Here is a 22417-nt window from a genome sequence, read left to right as displayed (position 1 = left end):
TTCGCTGCGTGTTTCATCGAGAGGTTCGACGTCAAGCGAGTCCAATCCTGCCCGGCGTCAGCGAATCGCGCCCACCAGATCATCCGCATCGAAGACGAATCCGTATGCGAGGGCGACGCGCCAGAGGGCCTCTTCCTTGTGCGATTGGGTGCGCGCCGACTCCCGGTTCTCGACCGCCGTCGTCGCGTTACGGATCACCGAGCACATGTATCCGCGCCGGGACATGTCGAGCATCCCGCCGGGCGACATCAGCAGGCACCAGTTGATCGCGAACCCGGCGTAGATCAGGTGGTTCACGCCGGCGTCCCTGCAGAGCGCGTGGAGCTGGTGCGCGTTCTCCGCGATACCCTCATCGCCCTGAGGTCGGGCCTGCGGTGCGAAGTCGAGCCGCTCGAAGCCGCGCTTCACGTCGGCCTCGTTGTGCCTGCCGACGAAGACGTGCTCGCCCCGGAACTCGTTCAGCCGCTGAAGAACCGGGTCGGACTTAGCGGAGTCGAGGGGAGGTGGGTCGGGGCCCGCGATCTTGACCGCACGCTTGTAGCCGGGGAGGTCACTGTAGTAGTCGCCCCCGCCGACGACGTGGAACAGGTGTAACCCCGACTCTCGCACCGCCGACAGCAGCTTCGGGAAGACGGTACGGCAGATCGCATCGGCTCTCGGGATGTACTCGACGGCCCGGTGCCAGCCCGGGAACTCCTTCCGCGTGCCCATATCCCATGCGTGCATCACGACGAGTGCCGTGTGCTCGCGCGAGATCTCGATATCCGCCTTATTCCATCCGCCGTATCCCTCGCCCGGCACATCGAGCTTGAAGTCGGCGTCGAACTGCCGGTAGTAGCTCGCCGGGAGCTTGATGATCTCTGATGTCATGTTCTTCCCTTTACATCCCGCCGTGGCGGCGATCCCCGTGCCCGCAACAAGCAGGCCCGCCGTCTGCTTCAGGAATTCCCGCCGTGTCGGTGTCATTGCCCGATCACATTATCCGGGCTGCCGGATACTACTCTCATGCGCCCGTGCTCGATGGCGATCTCGATGAAGTCGGTCTTGCCCTTGAGCTTGATCGAGACAACGCCGATCTCCAGGAAGCTGCCTTTGCAGATCGCGATTCGGCTGACACCGCCGTATGCGTTCTTCCGCACCATGCAGAGCTCGGCGTCGGTGCGCAAGCCCCAGTCTTTCTGGGCGAGCACCCCGACCGCCGGCATCCGTCCGAGCGGGTTCTCCACGTCCACCGAGACCAGCAAGTCACGCCGGTTATCCGCCAGTCGGACCTCCACGGCCGCGCAGTTGTCTCCGTAAGTCTCTCCATCCGCCGTCTGAAGTGCCAGCCTGCGGATCGCCCTGATGTTTGACTTCTTCTCGTACGGCTCGATGACCGACACGAACGTGGAGGCGAGTGGCAACTCCATCGACTGCCTGCGGGTCATGACGCGGGGAATCCACTCCTCGAGGTTCGAATTGAAGTTGCCCGCCTGGATCCACGCCTCGGCCGTGAATGCCTGAGCACCCTCGGTCAGGTCGGTGTATCTGAGATGCACATCCGATCCCTCGGGGATGTAGTGATAGCGGTCCTCGATATTCCAGTCCACGCTCCATCCCGGCTGAGGCGCTCCGTCCATATGGAAGTTGCGCATCAGCGTTCCGTAGCCGTAGTCGGGAGCCGGCTGGAGCTTCAGACCCTGCGTCGCGATCTTTCCGAAGTGGCTGCCCATGAACTTGGCGTGGTCCTTCCCGCCGACCACTCGAAATACGTCGAGGATATAGGCATCCCGATCCGAGATATCGATCAAGGCAGCGGTACGCTCGAACTGCTGTCCGCCCGTCGGCTGAGGGCCGGACGCCCGAATCGCGCGAAACTGCTTGCCGTCCGCCCACAGCGTCGTCGCGCCGAAACCATTGCCGTGGTCAGCTCCGTCCACGACCACGGTGTTATGAGATGCCGATTTGCCGTACCAGACGGCCTTCGGAGCGTCCCAGCCGCCGTAGTTGACCGGCTTGTAGCCGAAGTCGGGCATCAGATCTAGTCCCTTGGCGTAGAGTCCGAGGGTCATGTGGTTAGCATGACCGTGTCCGCCCCACGCATCGTACAGCAGCCAGAGCGCCCGCCCGGTGTCAATGCCGCCCGATCGCAGGATGCCGAGGTGCCACTGCTGCTTGTTCACGCTCTTCTGCTCGGGATACGGCCCAACCTTGGAGATCACGTCACCGACCTTCTTACGGAAGGCGTCCGAGTCCTCCGAGAAGAGGTCGTAGGGCAGGCCGTCGAGCTTCTTCTCGTTCATGAGGTAGATCATCTGGACGAAGCCCGTGTCGCCGGTGACCTCGTAGAGGTCCCACAGGAGCTTGAACGTCGAGGGCGATAAAACAAAGTAGTACATATTCGGGTCGCCCTGGAAGCCCTTCCAGGCGTCCATGCCGACATAGGTCTCGATGTTTTCGCCGAACCAGCCCGCGTCGCCGATCAGCGGGTAGTTCCTGCAGTAGGACCATGTGTCTATGTGGAAGCGGTACATGTCGTGGACGCGCGGATGGCGCTTGAGGATGTCGCGCACGAAACCGGGGTCGAGTCGCGAGAACTGCGCCAGCATGTTCGCGACACCCCGGATCGTGTAACAGGTGTACCCCGGCAGCCCCTTCTCTCCTGTCACGCCGTCAACCGCCGTCGCCCGCTCGAGCATCGGATCGAGAACCGCGTAGACCTTCTCCTTGTGCTCCGGCCAGCCGAGCACCGCCTCGATGACGGCATACGTCACGTCGGTCCGCGGGTAGTTCGACTCGACCTTCGGCCGGTTCTTGAGAGCATCCCGGAGGATTCGGTCTTCTATGTTGCGAGTGATGTCCTCGATCGACGCTTTCGGGTTCTCCAGCCCGTATGCCTTCGACTTGCCGGAGAGGAACGCGACCAGCGCCTCGTCGTCTCGTATGCCGTCGAAGATCATGTCGTAGCCGAGCGCCAGTTCGCGGGTCTCCTCGCAGGCGTCGTGCCACACGGAGATGTATCCGTTGCTGTGGTTGCGCCCGTCGTAGAGATCGGCTTGAGTCAAGTAGTCGAAAGTCGGATAGAGGTCGGCCACTCGGTCGAGGAGGACTGCCGCCTTGTGAGCGTACTCTCGGTCGCCGGTGACAACGTAGGCCGAGCCGAGATTCCGAATCCCGCCGAGAACAGCTTGCTTCCACTGGCCGTAGATCAGGTAGGTGCTGACGAACTGCCACTTCCTGCCATCCTGGATGTAGCCCGTGCCGTCATCCACGCCGAATATGTGCAGCGGGTCCTTCGGATCCGGATGCTCGGTGTTGAAGAGGAGCGACCGGTCCGCGCGCCGGGGATCGAAGATGCCGTGCTCATCGATGCCCGAGCGGTAGAACGCGCCGAAGTCGTTCTTGGGAAAAAGCTCCCGGCACCGCGGGCAGCGCATCTTCCAGGGAGAGTTGAGGCCGTCCACGATCCAGTCGTACATGACGACGTTCTGCTTGCACGACGGGCAGATGCCGTCGGACAGCACGTGCCACGAGCGGTGGATCGTCGGGCCGAACATCAGACTCCACAACTCGTCGTCGGACATTTTCACCCACGGCTCTGCGCCCCGGACGATCTGCTTCCGTTGATTGGCCGCCCACTGGTCCCTGGAGATATTCGCCCTGGCCTTCTCCGCCAGGCTTGCTGGGAAAAACACACCGGCCTCCTTCGCCCAGGCGGGCACTGCCGTGATGAGAATCAGCGCCGCCAGCACTGCGATACTGCTCTTGCCCAAACTCGTGCTCCTTGATTCCTGTCTACCGAAGCATTCTCCCGAGCACGACGACAGTCCTGCTCGTTCCGCGGCAGGACTGCTGCCTGCCACCAGAGAAGGTAACTCGTATGAACAGAACATCGAGCCTCCAATCACTCTTAGGATGGTGCACTCTAATGGCAACGCTGGCATCTCAGAGTCAGGCGTCGATCCCCGCCCCGTATACTCCGGTGCAGGCGACCGCGACCGAGTTCCGCTGTCTCGGCAGAGTGACGAAGCTCGGGCCGATGCTCCTCCCGACGCAGATGACCTCGGCGCGGAGGCAACTGCTCTCGTCGCCAGTACGCGTCGTCACCGACCCTGCGATGGAGGGGCTTGCCGGTTCGGGCAAGCTGACTCGTAATGACGGCGACTCGGCGACGTGGGAATGGAAGGGGTGGTCGAAGTCGTTCGATATCACTGCAAAGATGACCGCCGAGTGCGACGGACTCTGCTGGTATGAGGTCCGACTCGTGCCGAGGCAGCCGGTCAAGCTGTCCTCCATCCGCCTGGAGATCCCGCGCAAGGAGCCGACGGCGCGCTACCTCCATTCGGCGGCATTCCAGTGGGGCGCCCAGATAACGACCGGCCTTCGGGAGTACGGCGGCAACTGGAAGCAGATATTCATGCCGTACGTATGGCTCGGCGACGAGGACAGGGGCCTGGCGTGGTGTGCCGAGTCCGATCAGGGATGGCGGCTCAGTGAACCTACGAACGCCCTTCAGATCAAGACTCAGGGCGAGGAGGTGATCCTCAGCGCGAACCTGCTCGATCATGAGGAGACCATCGACTCCCCGATCACGCTGAGGTTCGGCTTGCAGGCGACTCCGGTGAAGCCGGTCTCGTTCGCGTGGCGGGCGAAGGCTCGCATCTACCACGGCGTGACCTACCAGAGCGACGAGCCCGATGCGAACGGCAAGGTCCTCCTGGATACGCTGAAGGACGCGGGCGTCAAAACCGTCATCTTCCACGACATGTGGCCGGAGTACTACGGGCAGATCACACCGGCGAACAAAGAGGAGTTCCGGAAACTGATCGAGGAGTGCCACAAGCGCGGGCTGAACTTCCTGGTCTACGTCGGCTACGGCGTCGCGAGAAGCGCCCCCGAGATCCAGGGGCATCACGACGAATGGTCTGTCATGCCGCTCATCCCTTGGGTGCCGGGCTACAAGCCCGAGACCCGCACGTTCGACGCTGACTGCGCCCGGAGCGGGTGGGGGAAGTGGCTCGTGCAGAGCATCGAGAAGCTGTTCAACGACTACGACCTCGACGGCCTCTACTTCGACGGGACATCGGAAGCATTCCGCTGCCAGAACGAGTCCCACGGCTGCGGATACCGGGACAATGGCGGCAATCTCCATTCCACTTACTGCGTGCTAGACGTTCGGAACATGATGCGCCGCATCGCCGAGATCGTCCGCAAGCGCCGTCCGGAAGCCATCCTGGACGTCCACATGTCGGCGAGTCTCACGGTGCCTACGCTCTCCTTCTGTGACAGCTACTGGGACGGCGAGCAGTATGAGAGCTATACCAGTGCGGACAGAGTCGAGATTCCCCTGGATGCCTTCCGCGCCGAGTTTATGGGCTACGCGCACGGACTCGATGCCGAGTTCCTATGCTACATCAACCGGCCGTTCACCACCGAGGAAGCGATCGCGGTATCGTGGCTGCACGGGGTGGAGGTCCGTCCAGGGAATCCGGAGCAACTGGCCGTGATCAGCCCGATCTGGCGCGCGATGGACAAGTTCGGCGTTCCTTCGGCTAAGTGGATGCCTTACTGGAAGGGTTCAGGGGTGACGGCGGACGACAGTTCCGTGAAGGCAAGCGCGTGGGCAAAGGACGGCAAGGCCCTCGTTCTCGTCAGCCACCTTGAACGCGAACCCTTGACGACGGCGCTCCATATGGACTGCCGTAAGCTCGGCCTGAAGCAGTCGGGCCTCACCGCAGTAGATGCCCTCAGCGGAGAGGCACTGAACGTGACAGGAGGCGTTCTGTCTATCGGTTTCGACGGCATGGCGTACCGCCTGATCGAGGTAAGATAGACGCGGCTAGGCGGGCTTGTCTTCCTCGAACACGGTCATTCCATAGAGTCTCGCGAGGTTCAGCGCCTGCTTGCGGTAGTCGCCGTAGACGGTCACGCGGTGCCATCCCATGCTCCAGTTGTCCAGGATAGCTTCGGCATTTGTCTTCGCCGCCAGCTTGGTTCGGCAGGCTTTCGGCTCGTCTATGTTGCGAGTCGTTTTCGCGCTGTGGATGACCATGTGCTTGCCCCACACGTCAACTTCGAGAGTCGTAACCGGCTCGCCCGACGGCGGGAGCGACTGGATCGACGCGCCCTTCCGGTCCTCGGCATGCGAGCGGATGATGTAAGGGTTCGCCTTTCCCTTCGGTCCGAAGACCTTGTTAGTGCAGACGCAGTGGGCGTAGATGATCTCGTCCTTCGAGGTATCGATTACCGGGTCCGAGACGAATCCCGGGCGTCCCGTCATGTAGCGCATCATGAGCTGCGTGCACGTGGATGCAAGGTCGCCCTCGCAGACTCCCGTGCCGCCGTCGTTGTTGAGCTGGAAGAAGCTGAGGCACGGGTAAGCAGTCACCCGACCGGTGTAGAACATTCCGAGGCAGTCCATGCTTACGGCATCGGCTTTCTTCTCGGCGCAGGCTCTGCTCAGTGCAAGGTACATCCTGCCGGACTTGATCAACTCGTCCCGCGACGGCTCGACGACCTTCTTCGCCTCGCCGATCCAGAGGTCCGCCCACTGAGCCGCTTCCTTCTCGTCGGTCCTGGCGTAATAGGAGGCCATCTCCTCTGAGCCCATCTTGATCACCGTCGAGCCCATCACTTCTCTGATCTTGCCCGCGGGCGCGGTGATGTCGTAATCCACGACATCCAGGATTCGCGATTCCTTCATGGAGTGGATGACCACGAAGAGATTGGCCGCATCCGCCACATCGCGCGTATCGGACGAACTGACGACCGCGACGGGCAGCTTCTCCCTGCGGGCGACCCCGCTTTGGATCAGCACTTCGCCGGAGCCGGCATACAGGTCGTCCACCAGCAACACCGGCTTACCGCAGCGCATGATCGTGTTCGGTACGTGCGTCCAGATACCGATGACATAGACCAGGAAGCCGTCGACGTCGGTCAGTTCCTTGAGGATTGCATCGGCCTCGCCGGCGTTGTGTGCAGTTCGGACGACAAAGTCCACTTGAGGGCACTTGGGCGCGAGTTCGGCGGTCAACTCCCTCGCACGGCTGTCGTAGTCGTAGTCCTTAGTCGGCCACGTGGCGTTTCCCGATGGGACGTGACAGAACACCATGCCGACCTTCGCTTTAGCCTTTGGGAATATCGGGGTCCTGCTGATAGGGCCTGCGTACAGCTTCGGCTCGGTCAGCGGGAGAAGCGACAGGCATGCGAGTGTTCCCCCTGCCGCCTGGAGGAAACTCCGGCGGTTCATCATGCAGCGACAAGGCTTATCCATGGATCACGACCTCCTTCAGCGGCGCTCATCTGGTTCTCCGTTCGACGTGAGCGGACTCAACTCCTTTGGAGGGCGGAAGCGGAGACTCCGCTTCCGCCCTCCAAACCTTTACGACCGCGCGGGGATTTGGTAGAATTGCCGCGGATCATCCAACTATCGATAGCTTCGGGAGGTTCACGTGGCAAGCGGACTCAAGTTCGTCGCATTCGATCTCGGCGCGGAGAGCGGCCGATCGGTCCTCGGCTCGTTCGACGGCGCGAAGCTGAGTCTCACCGAGACGCATCGCTGGTTGAGCACGCCGGTTTCTATAGGTGAGAGCCTCTACTGGGACGTGCTGCGGCTCTTCAACGAGATGAAGCAGGGCCTGAGAGTGACCGTGCAGGAGCACGGCGCCGAGATCGCCGGCGCAGGCATCGACACCTGGGGCGTCGACTTCGGGCTGCTCGGGCTGGATGACATCCTGATCGAGAACCCCCACTGCTACCGTGATCCTCGCACAGACGGAGCGATCGAAGAGGCCGCCAGGATCCTACCGCTGAGCGAGATCTACGACCAGACCGGCATTCAGTTCATGCAGTTCAACTCGGTGTTCCAACTGTTCGTGGTCGCGCGAGAGCACCCTTGGATGCTCGACTCGGCGCGGGCCTTCCTGATGATGCCCGACCTGCTCAACTTCTGGTTCACCGGAGTCAAGGCGAACGAGTTCACCGATTCGACGACCACCCAGTTCTACAATCCTCGGACCGGTACGTGGGCGAACACGATGCTGCAGGATCTTGGCATCCCCACCCACTTCCTCAGCGCCGACATAGTCCCGCCCGGCACTGTTCTCGGCGGCGTCCGGCAGTCGGTAGCGCGCGAGATCGGCTCGGGCGCGATACCGTTCATCGCGCCGGCAACCCACGACACGGGCTCGGCGGTCGCCGCCGTTCCGTGCACGGACGAATCCTACGCCTACATCAGCAGCGGCACCTGGTCGCTCATGGGCATCGAGTCAAAGCAGCCGATCATCAACGACAAGACCCGCGAGCTGAACTTCACCAACGAAGGCGGCGTGGGAGGCATGTTCCGAGTGCTGAGGAACATCATGGGCCTATGGCTCGTTCAGGAGTGCCGCCGCACCTGGGGGCGAGAGGGCAGGGAGTATTCCTACACGGAACTGACGGATTTGGCCGCCGCCGCCGAGCCATTCCGGTCGCTCGTCGATCCCGACGACCAGTCGTTCCTTGCGCCCGGCGACATGCCCTCCCGCATTCGCGAGTTCTGCAAGCGCACGAACCAACCCGTCCCCGATGACGTCGGCTCGGTCGTGCGGACCGCTCTCGACAGCCTCGCCTTGAAGTACCGATGGGTGCTCGAACGGCTGGAAATGCTGACGGGCAATCGTCTCGACCGAATCCATATGGTCGGAGGAGGCACGCAGAACAAGCTTCTGTGTCAGCTCGCCGCAGATGCAACGAGCCGCCCCGTCATCGCAGGCCCGATCGAGGCGACCGCGATAGGCAACATTATCGTGCAGGCGCTCGGTCTCGGGCACGTCGGCTCGCTCGAAGAGGGCAGGGCCATCGTACACAACTCGTTCGAGCTGGTGACATATGAACCTCATCGGGATGGCCGGATTGACGATGCCTTCGCTCGGTTCGCAGTGCTCGTGAGATAGTTCCGCCTCGGCACGGCCGACGGGTATAGACCATCGAACCGCCGGCAGCGCTGCTTGCCGTATTTCCTTGTCCCACGCTCAGAATACCGCAGGTCCCGGGTAAAATACCCCAGCATGTTTTCCGATAATGAACAAGACGCGCTCAGCCCGGTAACGAGAGGGAATACTCTGTCGCGTCGCATCGGCATCCGTCTGTAGACAAGGAGCCCTGCGAGTGTTCATACGGACCCGGAACGACGGCGCGCGCCTGTCAACCCTGTGCGACGAGGTGCTGGACACCATCTGGAGGTCCAATCCGGTCGGCGCCACAATCCTCGGCATACACAAGTACGACCACACGCTGGGTGACGTATCCGCGGGCGGCTTCAGGGCCGTCTGTTCCTCGCTGAGGGATTCCATATCGGTTCTTGAATCCGAGATCGAACCCGGCAACCTCGACCACGAGCAGGAGTTGAACCGCCAACTCGCGCTGAGCCTGGCGCGCAGCCAACTGATACTTTTCGAAGACCAACGCTCCTGGGAGAACAATCCGAGCGTCTATGGATCGCAAGCCGTCTGGGGATGCATGGGTGTGCTGATGAGGCGCTCCGGGTCCGAGGAGGAGAGGCTCAGCCCGGTCCTCGACAGAATGCGCGAGATACCGGATATGCTCGCCGAGTCGAAGAAGAACCTGCGCCATCCGGCATCCGTGTTCGTTCAGATCGCGCTCGGGGTGAACCAGGGGTCGCTCTCTTTCTTCCGCGATGATCTCCCCGGAATCGTCGCCGGCTCCACCTTCGAGCGCGAGATATCCGCTGAGGCCGAGAGGGCCGTTCTCGCCTTCGAGGACTACGGTCGCTGGTTGCGAGATGATGTGCTCCCCGGGGCGGACGGGGATTTCGCGGTCGGCGCGGGTGTGTACGCCAGGATGCTCGAACAGGAGCACTGTCTGGGACTGACCCCGGCCGAACTGGTGGACCTGGGCGAGCGCGCGCTTCATGACGCCGAGCGGGAGATCGCGGATGTCGCGCAGGGCATTGCCCCGTCCGTTCCCTGGTCCGAGCTCGTGGCTCAACTGAAGCGCGAGCACCCGCCGCGCGAGGCCCTGGTGGACGCGTATCGGCAGGCCTACGAGTCGGCACGCGACTTCGTCATTGAACACGGGCTTGCGACGATCCCGGAAGACGCCGACCTGTGCGTCGCTGCCACGCCAGAGGTCGAGCGCTACGTCATGCCCTTTGCCGCATATTTCCCGCCTGCTCCTTTCGGCGACCGCAAGACGGGATGTCTCTGGGTGACTCCCGTTGACGAACGGCTGCCGCAGGATCAGCAGTATGCGCAACTTCTGGAGCACTGCATATACGCCATACCGATCATCGCCCTTCACGAGGGTATCCCCGGCCATCATCTCCAGCTCACAAGGGCGATGGAGTCGCCGCATCCCGTGCGCAGGCAGATGCTGAGCAGCCTGCTGATGGAAGGCTGGGCGCTCTACTGCGAGGAGTTGATGCAGGAGCAGGGATTCTACACCGATCCCAGGGTACGCATCTTCCAACTGAAGGATATGATCTGGCGCGCCTGTAGGGTGATGATAGACGTCGGCCTGCACACCGGCCAGATGTCGCTGGGCGATGCAGTGGATATGCTGGCGGACAAGGCATGCATCGAGGAGGCCGCCGCTGCGGCCGAGGTCAGGCGGTACGCCATGAGCCCGACGCAGCCGATGACCTATGTCATCGGCAAACTGCTGCTCCTCGACCTTCGCGAACGGATGAAGCGCAAACTCGGGTCCCGGTTCGATCTGAAGGGTTTCCACGACGCGATCCTGAACTTCGGGTCCATTCCGACTCCGCTGATCGTCGAACGGATGACCGCCGACGCCTCAGCGGAGCGGCAAGTTCTCCGCTCTGCGTGATATAAGATGGCAGTCAAAGGGCTCTGGACCGCAGGGCCGGGCTCGCATGATCGTCTGCCTGCACCTCTGCCGTTGCGGTCCCACGTCTCGAGTTTCCCGACTCCTCCAACTGGTCACCACTCTGTCCGCTATGCTACACTGTCGCCATGACACGGAGCCGAGACTGGAGGTCGTCGGAGGACACTACCCCGCCGATCGCCGGGCAATTCGACGCGATAGCCTGCTTGTACGATGAACTGATGGCCGGAGTACCTTACTCCGAGTGGATCAGCTACGTCGAGCGGATTCTGCTGCGCATGGGACGACAACTGAGGGTTCAGGCCGGCGCTGAGCTACATGTCCACACGATCCACCGCGTGCTCGATCTCTGCTGCGGTACGGGCACCGTCAGCGCTCTGCTCGCCGACCTCGGATGCGACGTGGTCGGGGTTGACATCTCATCCGAGATGATCGAGATCGCCCGTCGCAAGGCCCGAGATAAGGGCCGGAACATCGAATACCGCGTCGGCGACGCGTCCTCGTTCACCGTGCCCGGGAAGTTCGATCTGGCGGTCTCGTTTTTCGACAGCCTGAACTACATTACAGAAGCCGACCAGCTCCAGCAGGCGTTCTACCGTGTCTCCGAGCATCTCGAACCCGGCGGGCTGTTCATCTTCGACATGAACACGGAGTTCGCCCTCGCCGCCGGTTTCTTCGATCAACGAAGCCTCGTCTCGAACAGGCCCGTCACCTACGACTGGAAGAGCGTCTACGACCCCGCTACCCGAATCTGCCGGGTATCCATGAGTTTCCGCTACAGGCGAGGCGGCGAAGTGAGTCTCATAGATCTGACTCACTTTCAGCGTGCCTATGACATCGGGGAGGTCTCCGGGATGCTCAGGTCCGCGGGGTTTGAGGTTCACGCGGTCTATGCCGGTTACTCTTTCCGTCCGGCAACCTCTACTAGCGACCGGGTCTTCTTCGTGGCGGGAAAGGTCTGAGGGTGCATTCGAGTTGAGTGGGTGGCGTCATGACCGTGTCTCGATATGGTCTCCAGAGAAACCTACTCGACACCAGGCGGTTGGTCGCGCCTGCGGACCCGAACACCGATCTCCTCGAGTAGCCGCTCCGGCGGCATATCGAGAGGCGCACCCACTCTTGGGAGATGTACCCAAGGTCTGATCTGCCGTTGTCCGGTCGAGACTCTTGTGCTATAATGCGCCCGATTCAGTACGACTTGCCGCGGGTGTCCGGACATGACGATCGCAGACAATCTCATGCGCGTCGAGGAAAGCATCTCGGGCGCCGCCGCGCGCGCCGGCCGAGACCCGTCCGATGTCACACTGGTCGCCGTCACAAAAACTGTTGACGCCGCCGCAATCGAGAAGGCGATAGACGCAGGGGTGGCGAACATAGGAGAGAACTACGTTCAGGATTCGCTGGCAAAGTACGACGTGATCGGCGGCCGGGTCCGCTGGCACATGATCGGTCATCTCCAGCGAAACAAGGTTGCCCGTGCGGTCCATGTGTTTGATCTGATCCAGAGCGTGGACAACTTGGCCCTCGCTCGGGAGATAGCGGAGCGGAGTTCCTCGATAGGCAAGTCGCAGGACGTGCTGATCGAGGTGAACGTATCGGGAGAGGAATCGAAGTCGGGGATCGCGCCGGAAGCTGCGCTCGACCTGGTGGGCGAGGTCTCCTCGGTACACGGAGTCCGGGTGTGCGGACTGATGGGCATCGGCCCGCTGACCGACGATGAGACTGCTGTGCGAAGATCCTTTGTGCTGCTGAGGGAGCTTTGGGGGCAGTTGCCCGAGGGTAACCGACTGTGGCTCTCGATGGGTATGACGTCGGATTTTGAGGTGGCGATCGAGGAAGGCTCGAACATGGTGCGCATCGGCACCGCGATCTTCGGCCCGCGCGCCCCTCGAAAGCCTTGAGAATTGAGCTTTGAACTTACGACTCTTGACTCTGACGAGTCGGTCGCAGAGGAAGAAGGAGGGCCCGCGATGAACAACCATTTGTCCACGGAAGATCCCGAGCAGAGAGGTTTCCTGACCAAGATGAAGGGACTCTTCGGCATGGGCGAGGCCGAAGAAGAGGACTACGACGACGAGTACCATCCAACCGAGGAAACCCGTGTGCGCCCGGTGTCGTCCAGATTTCATCCCGCCAAGGTGAGCCACGTGTCTATAAGGCTGCCGGTAACATTTGAAGATGCCCGCCTCGCCGCCGACGGCCTCAAGGAAGGCCGCCAGCAGATCGTCAACCTCGACAAGACTCCCCAGGAGATGTCCGAGCGAATCGTGGACTTCCTGAACGGTGTTACCTACGCGCTCAACGGGTTCGTAGAGAGGGTCGGCGACAGGGTCTTCCTGTTCGCGCCCAGTAACGTCGTCATCGAAGTGCCTGAGGACATGCGCCGGTCCAGCGTGAGCGTGTTCGAGGCCGGTTCGCAATAGAAGGATCAGACGCATGTCGGACGTCACCAGGATCGGTTTCGTCGGAGCGGGGATGATGGCCGAAGCGATCGCGCGCGGGTTGCTGAGCGCGAGGGCTAACCCCGACGCCCTCTGCGCCTCCGATCCGGACGAGCTTCGGCGAGCGGTGTTCCGCGAGATGGGCATCCGCTGCGAGGCCGACAACCGTTTGATCGTCGGTGGGTGCGATGTGATCATCCTCGCCGTCAAGCCGTTCCTCATGGCCGACGTCATCTCTGACTTAGCGGATTCCGTCAGGCCGGATCAGACGATCATCTCCATCGCCGCCGGGATCACCACGTCTGCCATTGAACAGGCGCTCCGCTCGGATGCGCCCGTCGTCCGCGCGATGCCGAACACTCCCTGCCTTGTCGGCGAGGGAGCGATCGCAATCGCGCCGGGCCGCCGCGCCTCCCATTCCCACATGGATCTCGCCGCCGGGATTCTCGGCGCATCCGGCAAGGTCGTGCGGGTCACCGAGGACAGAATGGACGCCGTCACCGGGCTGAGTGGGAGCGGCCCCGCATATGTCTACATGTTCATCGAGGCCCTTACGGTGGGCGGGGTTCGCGAAGGCCTGTCCCGCGATGCCGCCCTCTCGCTGGCAGCCCAGACCGTACTCGGGGCTGCCAAGATGGTGATCGAGACCGGCGAGCATCCCGCGGTCCTGCGCGACAGGGTTACCACCCCGGCCGGCACTACCATCGAGGGGATTGCCAGCCTCGAGGATGATGAGTTTCGGTCTGCCGTCATGGGTGCGGTCTCGGCCGCCGCCCAGAGGTCGCGGGAGATCGGCAAGTCATCCATGAGGTGATCTTCCTGATCGCAGACTCTTTTGGAGGCAGCCCATGGGCCCGACCGCAGCAATCCTCTATCTGGTCGTCAGAGAGGCCATCTTCGTCTACACGTTGCTCATATTGGCCAGGGTGATTCTCTCATGGGTGCCCGACCTTGGCAGAAGATATCCTGATGCGGTCCGCTTCCTGCTCAGAGCCACCGACCCCGCCCTCAGGCCGTTCCAGAGAGTGCTCTCCCCGTACAGGACGGGCGGACTCGACCTTTCCCCGATCCTGGCGATCATCGCGCTGCGGATCATCGAGGGAGTTCTGGCCCGCATACTGATCGGGCTGGGCTGAGAGGGGCGCTTCTGATGGAGTTCGGACACCCGCCTCCGGACGGTCTCAACGAGCGAAGTGGATACCCTTTCGAGCGCTTCATTCTGCTGTTCACCTTCCTAGTCGTGATCATGGTGGGGTTGGCCGTCGCCGAGATAGTGGTTCCTCGCGAGGATGAGGCTCCCGCGATCTCCGAGTCCGTGCTCCGGGGCGACATCTCCGCGAAGACCGCGCTGGCCTACTCGCGCTACTTCCCCACGATGAGAGCCCAGATCCGGGAGGCTGCGGAGACCGCCCTGAAGGGATACCAGGAAGCTGCCGACAGCGATCCGAGCAACCCCGATATCTACCGCAGGATGATTATCCTCAGTCAGGAGATCGAACCGCGAGACGACCGTCGGTTCCACGCGGCGATCGAGGGACTCCGCCCCGTTTGGCCCGAAGCCGAACTCTGGCTGGATGTGTACCGCCTTGAGAGGCCGACGTCCGCCGCCGCGAAGGACTACGAGAAGCGGATCCGGGCCCTCGATCTCGGCTGGTACGAGCGCGTCGCCATGAGCCGACTCTACGCCCGGGCCGGGATGCCGGAGAGGGCAGAGGCGGAGCGGGCGGCCGCCGAGAGTGAGGCCCTTCGGACGCTCGTGCTCCTGATATCTCTCGCGCTGGTGCTGTTCGTGACGGGGCTCGTCGGCATCGGCCTCCTGATATGGTATTCGAGGAGGAAGCGCGGATGCGATCGAAGCGCCGACCTCCCGGCCTCAAGCGCCGATCCCGTCGTTCGCGCCGACGCCGCGGGATACCTGCTGGAAGCCTTCGTCGTGTACGTTCTCCTGCTCACAGCCGTCCAGTTGATCGGCTCCGCCGCGCTCGATGCGGCGCGCATATCGGCGGAGGCGACCGTCGAGGTCATGTTCACGGCCACGGCCTACCTGTTCTCCGGGATGCTCGCCCTCATCTACCTCTCCGCCCGCCTTCATTCCGTCGGATGGAACTGGGTGGCCGTCGGGCTTCGGTCGAAGGAGCCGCTGAAGGACGCGCTCTGGGGTGTCGGCGCATACGCCGCCGCGCTTCCGCTGGTACTGGTGACCGCCTTCGCCGCGAAGTGGCTCAGCCGATACCTGCCCACCTCCGAGAACGCGATCGTTCCGCTGTTCGTCGAGTCGGAATCGCTCGCCGCCAGGGTCGCGATCTTCCTGCTCGTGGTCGCGGCGGCCCCGTTCTTCGAAGAACTCTTCTTCCGGGGTGTGCTGTTCAGCAGCCTCCGGGCCAGGTGGGGAGTCGGCGCGGGAGTGATCGTCAGCGCCGTCGCGTTCGGGCTGGTCCACCCGCTTCCGCTGGGCCTGCTACCGATACTTGTGCTAGGCATAGTGTTTGCGGTAGCATTCAACCAGAGGGGCTCGCTGCTGACGTGCATCGTCGCGCACGCCTGTAACAACGCGGTCGCGTTTGCACTGCTGTCTATCCTCGCCGGTTGAGGAAGCGGTCTTGCCTCCTTGTCGGCTCCGAAGGAGACTATGAACCCACTGACGCTCGGAATCCTCCTCACGGTCTACGCGGTCATCGTCTGGCTGATGGTCATGATGATCTGGCAGCGGGGCTACCGGGAATGGAAGTCGAACCGAACCGAGCGCCTGCGCGAGGTTCCGGCGAAGGTTCTCGACCGCCGCTCGGATCAGGCATCAGGCCGCTTCTACCTGACGATCGAGTACGGCGGGCGTCAGGGCGACTTCGAGGTCCTCGAGGCGATCTACGCCTCCGCGCGTGTAGGGCAGCTCGGGATTCTGACTCTTCGCGGCGAGAAGTTCGAGGACTACGAGCCGCGCCCCGAGGGTGAAGGCTGGACCGACATCTACGACCGGATGGTGAAGAAGTGACCTATGATCGGACACCGTCATGGAAAAGACCCGGCTCAGGGTGAGAGTCAACCCGCGTGGATCGCGCAACCAGGTTACTGCCTGGGAGGGTGAGGTGCTGCACATCAAGCTTACCGCGCCGCCGGTCGAAGGCGCCGCGAACAAGGCCGCCGTCGAGTTCGTCGCGGAACTGCTGGGTGTCCGGAAGTCGCAGGTAGCCCTCGTCTCCGGCCACACCTCGCGCGACAAGACCTTGGAGATCACCGGCCTATCCGAGGATGACGTCTGCACGCGGCTCTCCGAGTTCTAGTTGTTCGCACATGCGTATGGTATAATGATTCAGGTGGAGACTAGGCGCGATATGAGCGAGAGATCCGAGTATTGGGTTGAACTGGCTGAATACGACCTGGAGACAGCTAACGCGATGTTGGACACGGGCCGATATCTGTACGTGGGCTTCATGTGCCATCAGGTCATCGAGAAGATGATGAAAGCGTACTTCGCGAGAGTCAGGAGCGAGATGCCGCCTTACACTCACAACCTGGAGATGATGGCGGTGCAGTCCTCTCTTGCGGAAAGCCTCACCCCGGAACAACTCGATCTTACCCGACGCCTTGAACCGCTGAATGTAGAGAGCCGATATCCCGCAGACCGCGACATGCTGGCGAAAGCGCTTTCGCCGGAGAAGTGCCGCCTGATTCTCGATCAGACTACGGAATTCTATCTATGGATAAAGCAGAAGCTATCAGAGTAGCCAGGCGATATTCCGACAGGGTGCGCAAGCGCATGCCGGTGCGCAAGGTCGTTTTGTACGGATCGCAGCTTAGCGGCACTGCGCGCGAGGACAGCGACATTGATATTGCGGTAATCACTTGTGGACTTGGCGGTGACTTTCTCGATCTGGCGGCCGAGCTGTACAGGCTGCGGAGCGAGGTAGATATCCACATCGAGCCGATCCTCCTCGATGAAACGCGAGACCGAAGCGGGTTCGTGAAGGAAGTGCTTCGCACCGGTGAACGAATCTACGACGCCGAGGAAGACCCGGAATCCGCCGCCTGACCTTGGGGACAGGATCGCGCAGGTCGCCCTCGCCTCCGGCCACGCCTCCCGCGAAAAGACCTTCGAGATCACTGGCCTCTCGGAGGAGGACCTCCGCGCCCGTCTCTCCGGGAAGTAGTATCAGGCATTGTCTTCCCGATCACGGAACCTTCCTGTAGTAGAGATCCAGGTCGGGGTCCTTGCAGAACGATATGCCCCCGTAAGCACTGACCCCAAAGCCTGTGGTGATCCTCTCTACGGGGTACTGCTTGATGTCTAGGATAGGCTCTGGCACGCTTAGTGCATCTACCAGCCAGAGCGTACCATCGGTGTACTTCCATTTGTTCGTATTTGTCATGGTGGTACCTCCTCTGCTCGGCACGAATGTCTGCGAATACGTTCCGTTTGCATGCAGGACCAGGGTCTCCACTCCGTGGCTCTTGGTGCCCACCCGATGTTCCAGCCGGTATGTACCGACTAACGCGCCGCTCGTGAGGGGAGGCGCACAGCCGCCTGCCGTATACGCAACCCCAAGAGCCACCAAGACGAGTAGCTTTCCCATCAATCTCACGTGGGTACCTCCCCTCTACGGATGAACAGTCCCGGGACAACAATAATCGGACGGCGCAGGGACATTGTACCTATCACACGATCTGTGCCCGGATTCCTGCCTCGCCAATCGGATGCCGAAAACTGTGACGATGTGTCTGGCAAGTGGTATAATATGAGTGTCTACTCGCGCGACAGACGCGGACCAAAGGTGAAGCGCATGCCTGTCTACGAATACAAGTGCTCGAAGTGCGGCGAGAGGTTCTCGCTGTTGGAAACGGTTGACGCCTCAAGAGAGGGCAAGGAATGCCCGAAGTGCGGCGCTACTGAGACAAGCCGGACGCTCTCCGTCTTCTCGTCGCTCAGCCGTTTCCTGGGTGGCGGCGGCGACTGCAAACCCGGCGGGTGAAAGCCCAGGTCCTGAGCCGGTGGTCACCGGCTCTCACATGGGAGTAACGCAATGAAGATGGCTCTCGGAATCGTCATCGGCGGGGCGGTAGGCTACGGGCTGAGCGTCCTCAGCCGCCAGATGGGCGGCGGGTGAAAGATGTTCTGCAACCCGTACGTCGCTGTCGTGCTCGGCGCGGCGTTCGGGCTGTTGCTGGCCCTGGATCGGGCCGGTTGAACCGATCATTTCCCGTGATATCTTTCCTTGTCCACGTGCCAGAGGTCGGTCTCGGGTGACTTGGGACCGCCTTTGAACTCCGGGTACTTCTCCGGAACGAGGCTCTCCACGTGCCCGTCGCAGAACAGGTAGTTGTTGCGACCGCGGTGCCAGGGCTTGTCCGACCTCTGGTAGTGTTTCAGATCAGCGTAGCCGCGCACAAGCGTCCAGTCGCCGCATCGAAAGACGTAGCCCTCGCCGTGGGTGTTGGTTCGGCTCTCCGGCATCCCTTCGTAGAGGAGTATCGTCCGCGACGGCTCGAGGATGTTCGACTTCCTGATCCCGCACAGCCGTTTGAGGCAGTTCGGGAAACGGTCATCCGGGGGCGAACGGAGGAACGAGTTCATGCCGTAGGTTCGGGGCGACCAGGGCGACGCGTAGACTCCGGTGTAGGACGGGCAGCAGAAGATGCTCCTTCCACCCTCGTCCTGGTTCTTCAGGTAGGCGTCAACCCCGCCGCCGCACTCCTGCGCCCAGTAGCTTCGGTCGCCGTCCAGTCCGCCGGGGCAGGGGAGCACGCCGTTCCAGTCGGCGGTATAGAGTTCGAAGGCGACGTACAACTGCTTGAGGTTGGACGTGCATTTGGCGGCGCGGGCCGATTCCCTCGTGGAGATCAACACGGGGAGAAGAATCGCCGCGAGCAGGCCGATGATCGCGATGACGACGAGCAGTTCGACGAGAGTGAGACCGGCAGTACGCTTGAGTCCGTTTCCAGCCATTTGGCACGCTCCGGCGGCGGATGATCGGTGTTGCCCGCGAATCCGCCCGATTATAGCGAACCCGCTCACCGCATGCAAGGGGAAACATCGAGCACCGGCCCATCGTATTGTATGATAGAAGGAAACAGGAGTTCGCGCCCTGACCGCGGGCGCGATCATTGTTGGAGAGACACCCTCAAATGAACCTGCGACAGATCCGCCTCGGGCTTGCCGCCGTCCTGATGATAGTCGCGGTCCTTGCGACTTGCCTCGCAGCGGACGTCCGCAGCGAGATACGCGCCGCGACGAAGGGATTCAAAGACATCACCGTCAAAGCGCGGATAGTCAAGGCCGATCAGAAAGCGCTGGCGAAGATATCCGACGACCTTGCGCGGAGCTACGAGGCGAAGACTACCGTCGTCAAGTACAAGGCGCCCGACAAGATGACCGTTGACGGCAAGCTCGGAATGGTGGCGCTTCGCGTCGTGCAGAACGGCTACAAGAAGTCCTACTGGGTTCCGTCGCTAGGAATACGCAAGACCGAGGACTGCCGGAACGATCCGCACAAGCTGCAGAACGACCTCGACGTCGGCCTGGTCACCGACGAACTCTGGAACGACTACATCGTCCAGGAGGCGGTTATCGAGAAGACCCAGGCCGGCTCCGCATATCGAATCACCTTCGTTCGTCCGGGTTCGACCAGGAGGAACGCCTGCTGGGTGGAGCCCAAGACCTGCAAGCTGCTCAAGATCGAGAGGTACACTTCAGAGGGCGGTCTCAGCGCGCGCTTCATCTACTCAAAGCACAAGGACTACGGCGCGATCTGGGTGCCGGGCCAACTCGACGTCTACAACGGCGACGGCAAGCTTGCGGGTGTCACAGAATATATGGACGTCAAGGTGAACTCCGGCCTCCCGGACTCGGTATTCAAGTTGTAGAGGACGAGTCAAGGAGACGAGGCGACCGCACCGGTCCGCTCCTATCCATCGCTTCTCCCGGCATCCCTCGGTCCACGCCTCTCACCCTCCCCGAATCCTTGACAAGACCCCGTGTACCCAGCTATAATACGTCGGTATTTTCCGCGAGGAGTCAGATGCAGCAGTCACGGATACGCACTGCCGGCTCGGAAATGCGGAAGTCCGCGCGACCTCCCGATCTCGACATGAACGTCCAGTTCGTCAAAGGAGTCGGCGAGCGGATGGCGAAGCTCCTGGGGAAGCTCGGCATCTTCACCGCCCAGGACCTCCTCTGGCATTTCCCGAGGCGCTATGAAGACCGCCGCAGCATGCGTCGGATAGCGCAGCTCCATGCGGGCGAGACGGCGAGCTTTCGGGGCAGGGTGCGCGTCGCGGACAACATGCGGACTCCCCGAAGCGGGACTCTCCTGACCAGGGTGGCGGTCGAGGATGAGTCCGGGGTAGCATACCTGGTCTGGTTCAACCAGTGGTACCTTAAGAATAAGTTCGTCAGACTGCTGGGCAAGGAAATAGTGGTCTATGGGACTGCCCAGTTCGGCACGCGCGGCATAGAGATAGCGAACCCCGAGTGGGAGGAGGTCGGCGAAAGCGGCGACACCCTCTCGTCCGGACGAATAGTTCCGGTCTATCCGCTCACGGAGGGTCTCTTCCAGGGGCGGGTCCGGCGGATCATATACAACGCGCTTGATGCGTTCCTCCCGGTGGTGGAGGAGACGCTTCCGGAGGGGATCCGGACCCGGCGCGGGCTGGTTGACTTGAGGATGGCGCTCCGTCAGATTCACTTTCCGGACAGCGAGGAAGAGCGGGAGACGGCGCGCTTCAGGCTGGTGTACGAGGAGTTCTTCCTGCTCCAACTCGCGCTTGCGCTGCGAAGGCAGAGCGCAGTTGCGGCCGGGCCGGGAATCGCGTTCCACGTGACGCCGGTGTGCGCGAAGCCGCTATACGAGATATTGCCGTTCGATCTGACCGGCGCTCAGAAGCGAGTAATCGCCGAGATCGAGCGGGACATGGCACAGCCGACGATGATGAACCGCCTGATGCAGGGCGACGTCGGTTCGGGGAAGACGGTCGTCGCCCTGGCGGCGATGATGGTCGCCATTCACAACGGCTATCAAGCGGCGCTTATGGCGCCGACCGAGATACTCGCGGAACAGCATTACCTTGTGCTCACTCGATGGGCCGAGCAGCTCGGGCTTCAGACGGCGCTCCTCACCGGGAGCCTCACGGCGAAGGAGAAGCGGGCGTCACGCGAGCGGATAGCATCGGGCGAGGCGCAGATAGTGATCGGCACTCACGCGCTGATCCAGGAAGGCGTGGACTTCGCGCGGCTCGGTCTTGTCATAGTGGACGAGCAGCACCGTTTCGGGGTGCTTCAGAGAGCGGCGCTCAAGGAGAAGGGCTACAACCCGGACATTCTGGTGATGACCGCGACGCCGATCCCGAGGACGCTCGCGCTCACGGTCTACGGCGATCTCGATCTGTCGGTGATAGACGAGATGCCGCCGGGACGCAAGCCGATCCGCACGCACCTCAAGGCGACGGAGGAGCGGCCGAAGATCTATCAGGCCGCGCGGAAGCTGATCTCCGAGGGCAGGCAGGTCTATATCGTATGTCCGCTGATCGAGGAGTCCGAGAGGCTGCAGGCGAAGGCGGCCACCGAGCTTGCCGATCATCTGCGGAACGATGTCTTTCCGGATATCGAGCTTGCCCTGCTGCACGGCCAGATGAAGCCGGCTGAAAAGGACGATATCATGCGCAGGTTCCGAGACGGGGAGGTAAGCGTCCTCGTTTCCACGACGGTCATCGAAGTCGGCGTGGACGTGCCGAATGCCTGCGTGATGTTGGTAGAGGATGCGGAGAGGTTCGGACTGGCACAGCTCCATCAGCTGAGAGGAAGAGTCGGGCGGGGAGCGCACCAGTCTTTCTGTGTGCTGATATCCGACCCGACGACCGACGATGCGCGCGAGCGAATGGTCGTGATGGTCCGGACGAACGACGGGTTCGAGATCGCGGAGGAAGATCTCAGGATACGCGGCCCCGGCGAGTTCTACGGGACCCGCCAGAGCGGGGTGCCTTCCCTCCGGATTGCGAACGTCCTGCGTGACGTGGATATACTGGAGAAGAGCAGGGAGGACGCCTTCGAGATGATCAAGGCGGACCCGGATTTGTCGTTACCGGCGAATCAGGGGCTGACCGATGTTATCATGAAGCGCTTCGAAGGCAGTGATCTCGTAGCGGTGAGTTGAGAGGCGCGCTCT

Annotated in this window: 21 protein-coding genes; 16 read left to right on the top strand and 5 right to left on the bottom strand. The window is 62.1% G+C overall.

The genetic code is table 11. The features are described from left to right. Positions 1-57 precede the first annotated feature (57 nt). Positions 58-966: an isochorismatase family protein gene (locus tag KBC96_00305; GenBank protein MBP6962828.1), complete on the bottom strand. Its 909-nt coding sequence runs from the start codon at positions 964-966 to the stop codon at positions 58-60. Continuing rightward, positions 963-3752, bottom strand: coding sequence for a heparinase II/III family protein (locus KBC96_00300; protein MBP6962827.1), 2790 nt, complete (start codon positions 3750-3752; stop codon positions 963-965). Before KBC96_00300 ends, KBC96_00305 begins: the two co-directional genes overlap by 4 nt. Positions 3753-3907: 155 nt before the next feature. On the opposite strand from KBC96_00300, the gene KBC96_00295 reads away from it, so the two are divergent. Further along, positions 3908-5812: a hypothetical protein gene (locus KBC96_00295; protein ID MBP6962826.1), complete on the top strand. Its 1905-nt coding sequence runs from the start codon at positions 3908-3910 to the stop codon at positions 5810-5812. A gap of 6 nt (positions 5813-5818) precedes the next feature. On the opposite strand, the gene KBC96_00290 is transcribed toward KBC96_00295, so the two are convergent. Further along, positions 5819-7252 (bottom strand): hypothetical protein, encoded by a 1434-nt coding sequence (locus tag KBC96_00290; GenBank protein MBP6962825.1) that lies wholly within the window; start codon positions 7250-7252, stop codon positions 5819-5821. A gap of 178 nt (positions 7253-7430) precedes the next feature. Here KBC96_00290 and KBC96_00285 point away from each other — a divergent pair, with 178 nt between their 5' ends. The 12 genes from KBC96_00285 (at position 7431) to KBC96_00230 (ending at position 17292) form a co-directional block, all read left to right on the top strand. After that, a complete protein-coding gene (locus KBC96_00285; protein ID MBP6962824.1) occupies positions 7431-8912 on the top strand; it encodes a rhamnulokinase in 1482 nt (493 codons plus the stop codon). Positions 8913-9126: 214 nt separating this feature from the next. After that, a complete protein-coding gene (locus KBC96_00280; protein MBP6962823.1) occupies positions 9127-10806 on the top strand; it encodes a DUF885 domain-containing protein in 1680 nt (559 codons plus the stop codon). A 239-nt stretch (positions 10807-11045) separates the two neighbouring features. After that, positions 11046-11786, top strand: coding sequence for a methyltransferase domain-containing protein (locus tag KBC96_00275; protein MBP6962822.1), 741 nt, complete (start codon positions 11046-11048; stop codon positions 11784-11786). Positions 11787-12041: 255 nt separating this feature from the next. After that, positions 12042-12725, top strand: a complete 684-nt coding sequence (locus KBC96_00270) for a YggS family pyridoxal phosphate-dependent enzyme (protein MBP6962821.1) — start codon at positions 12042-12044, stop codon at positions 12723-12725. A 69-nt stretch (positions 12726-12794) separates the two neighbouring features. Beyond that, positions 12795-13247 carry a cell division protein SepF gene (locus KBC96_00265; protein MBP6962820.1) on the top strand — a complete coding sequence of 151 codons (453 nt, stop codon included), beginning with the start codon at positions 12795-12797 and terminating at the stop codon, positions 13245-13247. A gap of 13 nt (positions 13248-13260) precedes the next feature. Then, positions 13261-14079 (top strand): pyrroline-5-carboxylate reductase, encoded by an 819-nt coding sequence (gene proC, locus KBC96_00260; GenBank protein MBP6962819.1) that lies wholly within the window; start codon positions 13261-13263, stop codon positions 14077-14079. 34 nt (positions 14080-14113) lie between these two features. Beyond that, entirely contained in the window at positions 14114-14401 is a 288-nt protein-coding gene (locus tag KBC96_00255; GenBank protein ID MBP6962818.1) for a YggT family protein, read from the top strand. Between the two features lie 14 nt (positions 14402-14415). Further along, a complete protein-coding gene (locus KBC96_00250; protein MBP6962817.1) occupies positions 14416-15855 on the top strand; it encodes a CPBP family intramembrane metalloprotease in 1440 nt (479 codons plus the stop codon). Between the two features lie 39 nt (positions 15856-15894). Next, positions 15895-16254, top strand: a complete 360-nt coding sequence (locus tag KBC96_00245; protein MBP6962816.1) for a DUF2500 family protein — start codon at positions 15895-15897, stop codon at positions 16252-16254. A gap of 19 nt (positions 16255-16273) precedes the next feature. Beyond that, positions 16274-16543, top strand: coding sequence for a DUF167 domain-containing protein (locus tag KBC96_00240; protein MBP6962815.1), 270 nt, complete (start codon positions 16274-16276; stop codon positions 16541-16543). A gap of 51 nt (positions 16544-16594) precedes the next feature. After that, on the top strand, positions 16595-16987 hold the full coding sequence (locus KBC96_00235) for a HEPN domain-containing protein (GenBank protein MBP6962814.1): 393 nt from the start codon (positions 16595-16597) through the stop codon (positions 16985-16987). Beyond that, the gene (locus tag KBC96_00230) at positions 16960-17292 is read left to right on the top strand and encodes a nucleotidyltransferase domain-containing protein (protein ID MBP6962813.1); all 333 of its coding nucleotides are present in this window, start codon (positions 16960-16962) and stop codon (positions 17290-17292) included. The genes KBC96_00235 and KBC96_00230 overlap by 28 nt, the downstream gene beginning before the upstream one ends. Positions 17293-17431: 139 nt before the next feature. Here the strand turns inward: KBC96_00230 and KBC96_00225 are convergent, their stop codons facing one another. Continuing rightward, positions 17432-17629: a hypothetical protein gene (locus KBC96_00225; GenBank protein ID MBP6962812.1), complete on the bottom strand. Its 198-nt coding sequence runs from the start codon at positions 17627-17629 to the stop codon at positions 17432-17434. A gap of 411 nt (positions 17630-18040) precedes the next feature. On the opposite strand from KBC96_00225, the gene KBC96_00220 reads away from it, so the two are divergent. After that, entirely contained in the window at positions 18041-18229 is a 189-nt protein-coding gene (locus tag KBC96_00220) for a zinc ribbon domain-containing protein (protein ID MBP6962811.1), read from the top strand. 221 nt (positions 18230-18450) lie between these two features. On the opposite strand, the gene KBC96_00215 is transcribed toward KBC96_00220, so the two are convergent. After that, positions 18451-19203: a prepilin-type N-terminal cleavage/methylation domain-containing protein gene (locus KBC96_00215; protein MBP6962810.1), complete on the bottom strand. Its 753-nt coding sequence runs from the start codon at positions 19201-19203 to the stop codon at positions 18451-18453. Positions 19204-19382: 179 nt separating this feature from the next. On the opposite strand from KBC96_00215, the gene KBC96_00210 reads away from it, so the two are divergent. Together KBC96_00210 and recG are read left to right on the top strand one after the other, a co-directional pair. Next, positions 19383-20120 carry a hypothetical protein gene (locus KBC96_00210; protein MBP6962809.1) on the top strand — a complete coding sequence of 246 codons (738 nt, stop codon included), beginning with the start codon at positions 19383-19385 and terminating at the stop codon, positions 20118-20120. Between the two features lie 155 nt (positions 20121-20275). Beyond that, positions 20276-22405 carry an ATP-dependent DNA helicase RecG gene (gene recG / locus KBC96_00205; GenBank protein ID MBP6962808.1) on the top strand — a complete coding sequence of 710 codons (2130 nt, stop codon included), beginning with the start codon at positions 20276-20278 and terminating at the stop codon, positions 22403-22405. The last annotated feature ends 12 nt before the right edge of the window (positions 22406-22417 follow it).

This window comes from Armatimonadota bacterium (assembly GCA_017993055.1).
GTDB lineage: Bacteria > Armatimonadota > UBA5829 > DTJY01 > DTJY01 > JAGONM01.
The sequence above is the reverse complement of the archived record's forward strand: the minus strand, read 5'-3'. Positions and strand labels throughout refer to the sequence as shown.

What these genes read in the sequence shown, in the direction of transcription:
- KBC96_00220 (MBP6962811.1), top strand. Translation starts at nt 18,041, where the DNA reads ATGCCTGTCTACGAATACAAGTGCTCGAAGTGCGGCGAGAGGTTCTCG.
- KBC96_00265 (MBP6962820.1), top strand. Translation starts at nt 12,795, where the DNA reads ATGAACAACCATTTGTCCACGGAAGATCCCGAGCAGAGAGGTTTCCTG.
- proC (MBP6962819.1), top strand. Translation starts at nt 13,261, where the DNA reads ATGTCGGACGTCACCAGGATCGGTTTCGTCGGAGCGGGGATGATGGCC.
- KBC96_00210 (MBP6962809.1), top strand. Translation starts at nt 19,383, where the DNA reads ATGAACCTGCGACAGATCCGCCTCGGGCTTGCCGCCGTCCTGATGATA.
- KBC96_00295 (MBP6962826.1), top strand. Translation starts at nt 3,908, where the DNA reads ATGGCAACGCTGGCATCTCAGAGTCAGGCGTCGATCCCCGCCCCGTAT.
- KBC96_00245 (MBP6962816.1), top strand. Translation starts at nt 15,895, where the DNA reads ATGAACCCACTGACGCTCGGAATCCTCCTCACGGTCTACGCGGTCATC.
- KBC96_00250 (MBP6962817.1), top strand. Translation starts at nt 14,416, where the DNA reads ATGGAGTTCGGACACCCGCCTCCGGACGGTCTCAACGAGCGAAGTGGA.
- KBC96_00255 (MBP6962818.1), top strand. Translation starts at nt 14,114, where the DNA reads ATGGGCCCGACCGCAGCAATCCTCTATCTGGTCGTCAGAGAGGCCATC.
- KBC96_00230 (MBP6962813.1), top strand. Translation starts at nt 16,960, where the DNA reads ATGGATAAAGCAGAAGCTATCAGAGTAGCCAGGCGATATTCCGACAGG.
- KBC96_00275 (MBP6962822.1), top strand. Translation starts at nt 11,046, where the DNA reads ATGGCCGGAGTACCTTACTCCGAGTGGATCAGCTACGTCGAGCGGATT.
- KBC96_00290 (MBP6962825.1), bottom strand. Translation starts at nt 7,252, where the DNA reads ATGGATAAGCCTTGTCGCTGCATGATGAACCGCCGGAGTTTCCTCCAG.
- KBC96_00215 (MBP6962810.1), bottom strand. Translation starts at nt 19,203, where the DNA reads ATGGCTGGAAACGGACTCAAGCGTACTGCCGGTCTCACTCTCGTCGAA.
- KBC96_00270 (MBP6962821.1), top strand. Translation starts at nt 12,042, where the DNA reads ATGACGATCGCAGACAATCTCATGCGCGTCGAGGAAAGCATCTCGGGC.
- recG (MBP6962808.1), top strand. Translation starts at nt 20,276, where the DNA reads ATGCAGCAGTCACGGATACGCACTGCCGGCTCGGAAATGCGGAAGTCC.
- KBC96_00240 (MBP6962815.1), top strand. Translation starts at nt 16,274, where the DNA reads ATGGAAAAGACCCGGCTCAGGGTGAGAGTCAACCCGCGTGGATCGCGC.
- KBC96_00225 (MBP6962812.1), bottom strand. Translation starts at nt 17,629, where the DNA reads ATGACAAATACGAACAAATGGAAGTACACCGATGGTACGCTCTGGCTG.
- KBC96_00235 (MBP6962814.1), top strand. Translation starts at nt 16,595, where the DNA reads ATGAGCGAGAGATCCGAGTATTGGGTTGAACTGGCTGAATACGACCTG.
- KBC96_00305 (MBP6962828.1), bottom strand. Translation starts at nt 966, where the DNA reads ATGACACCGACACGGCGGGAATTCCTGAAGCAGACGGCGGGCCTGCTT.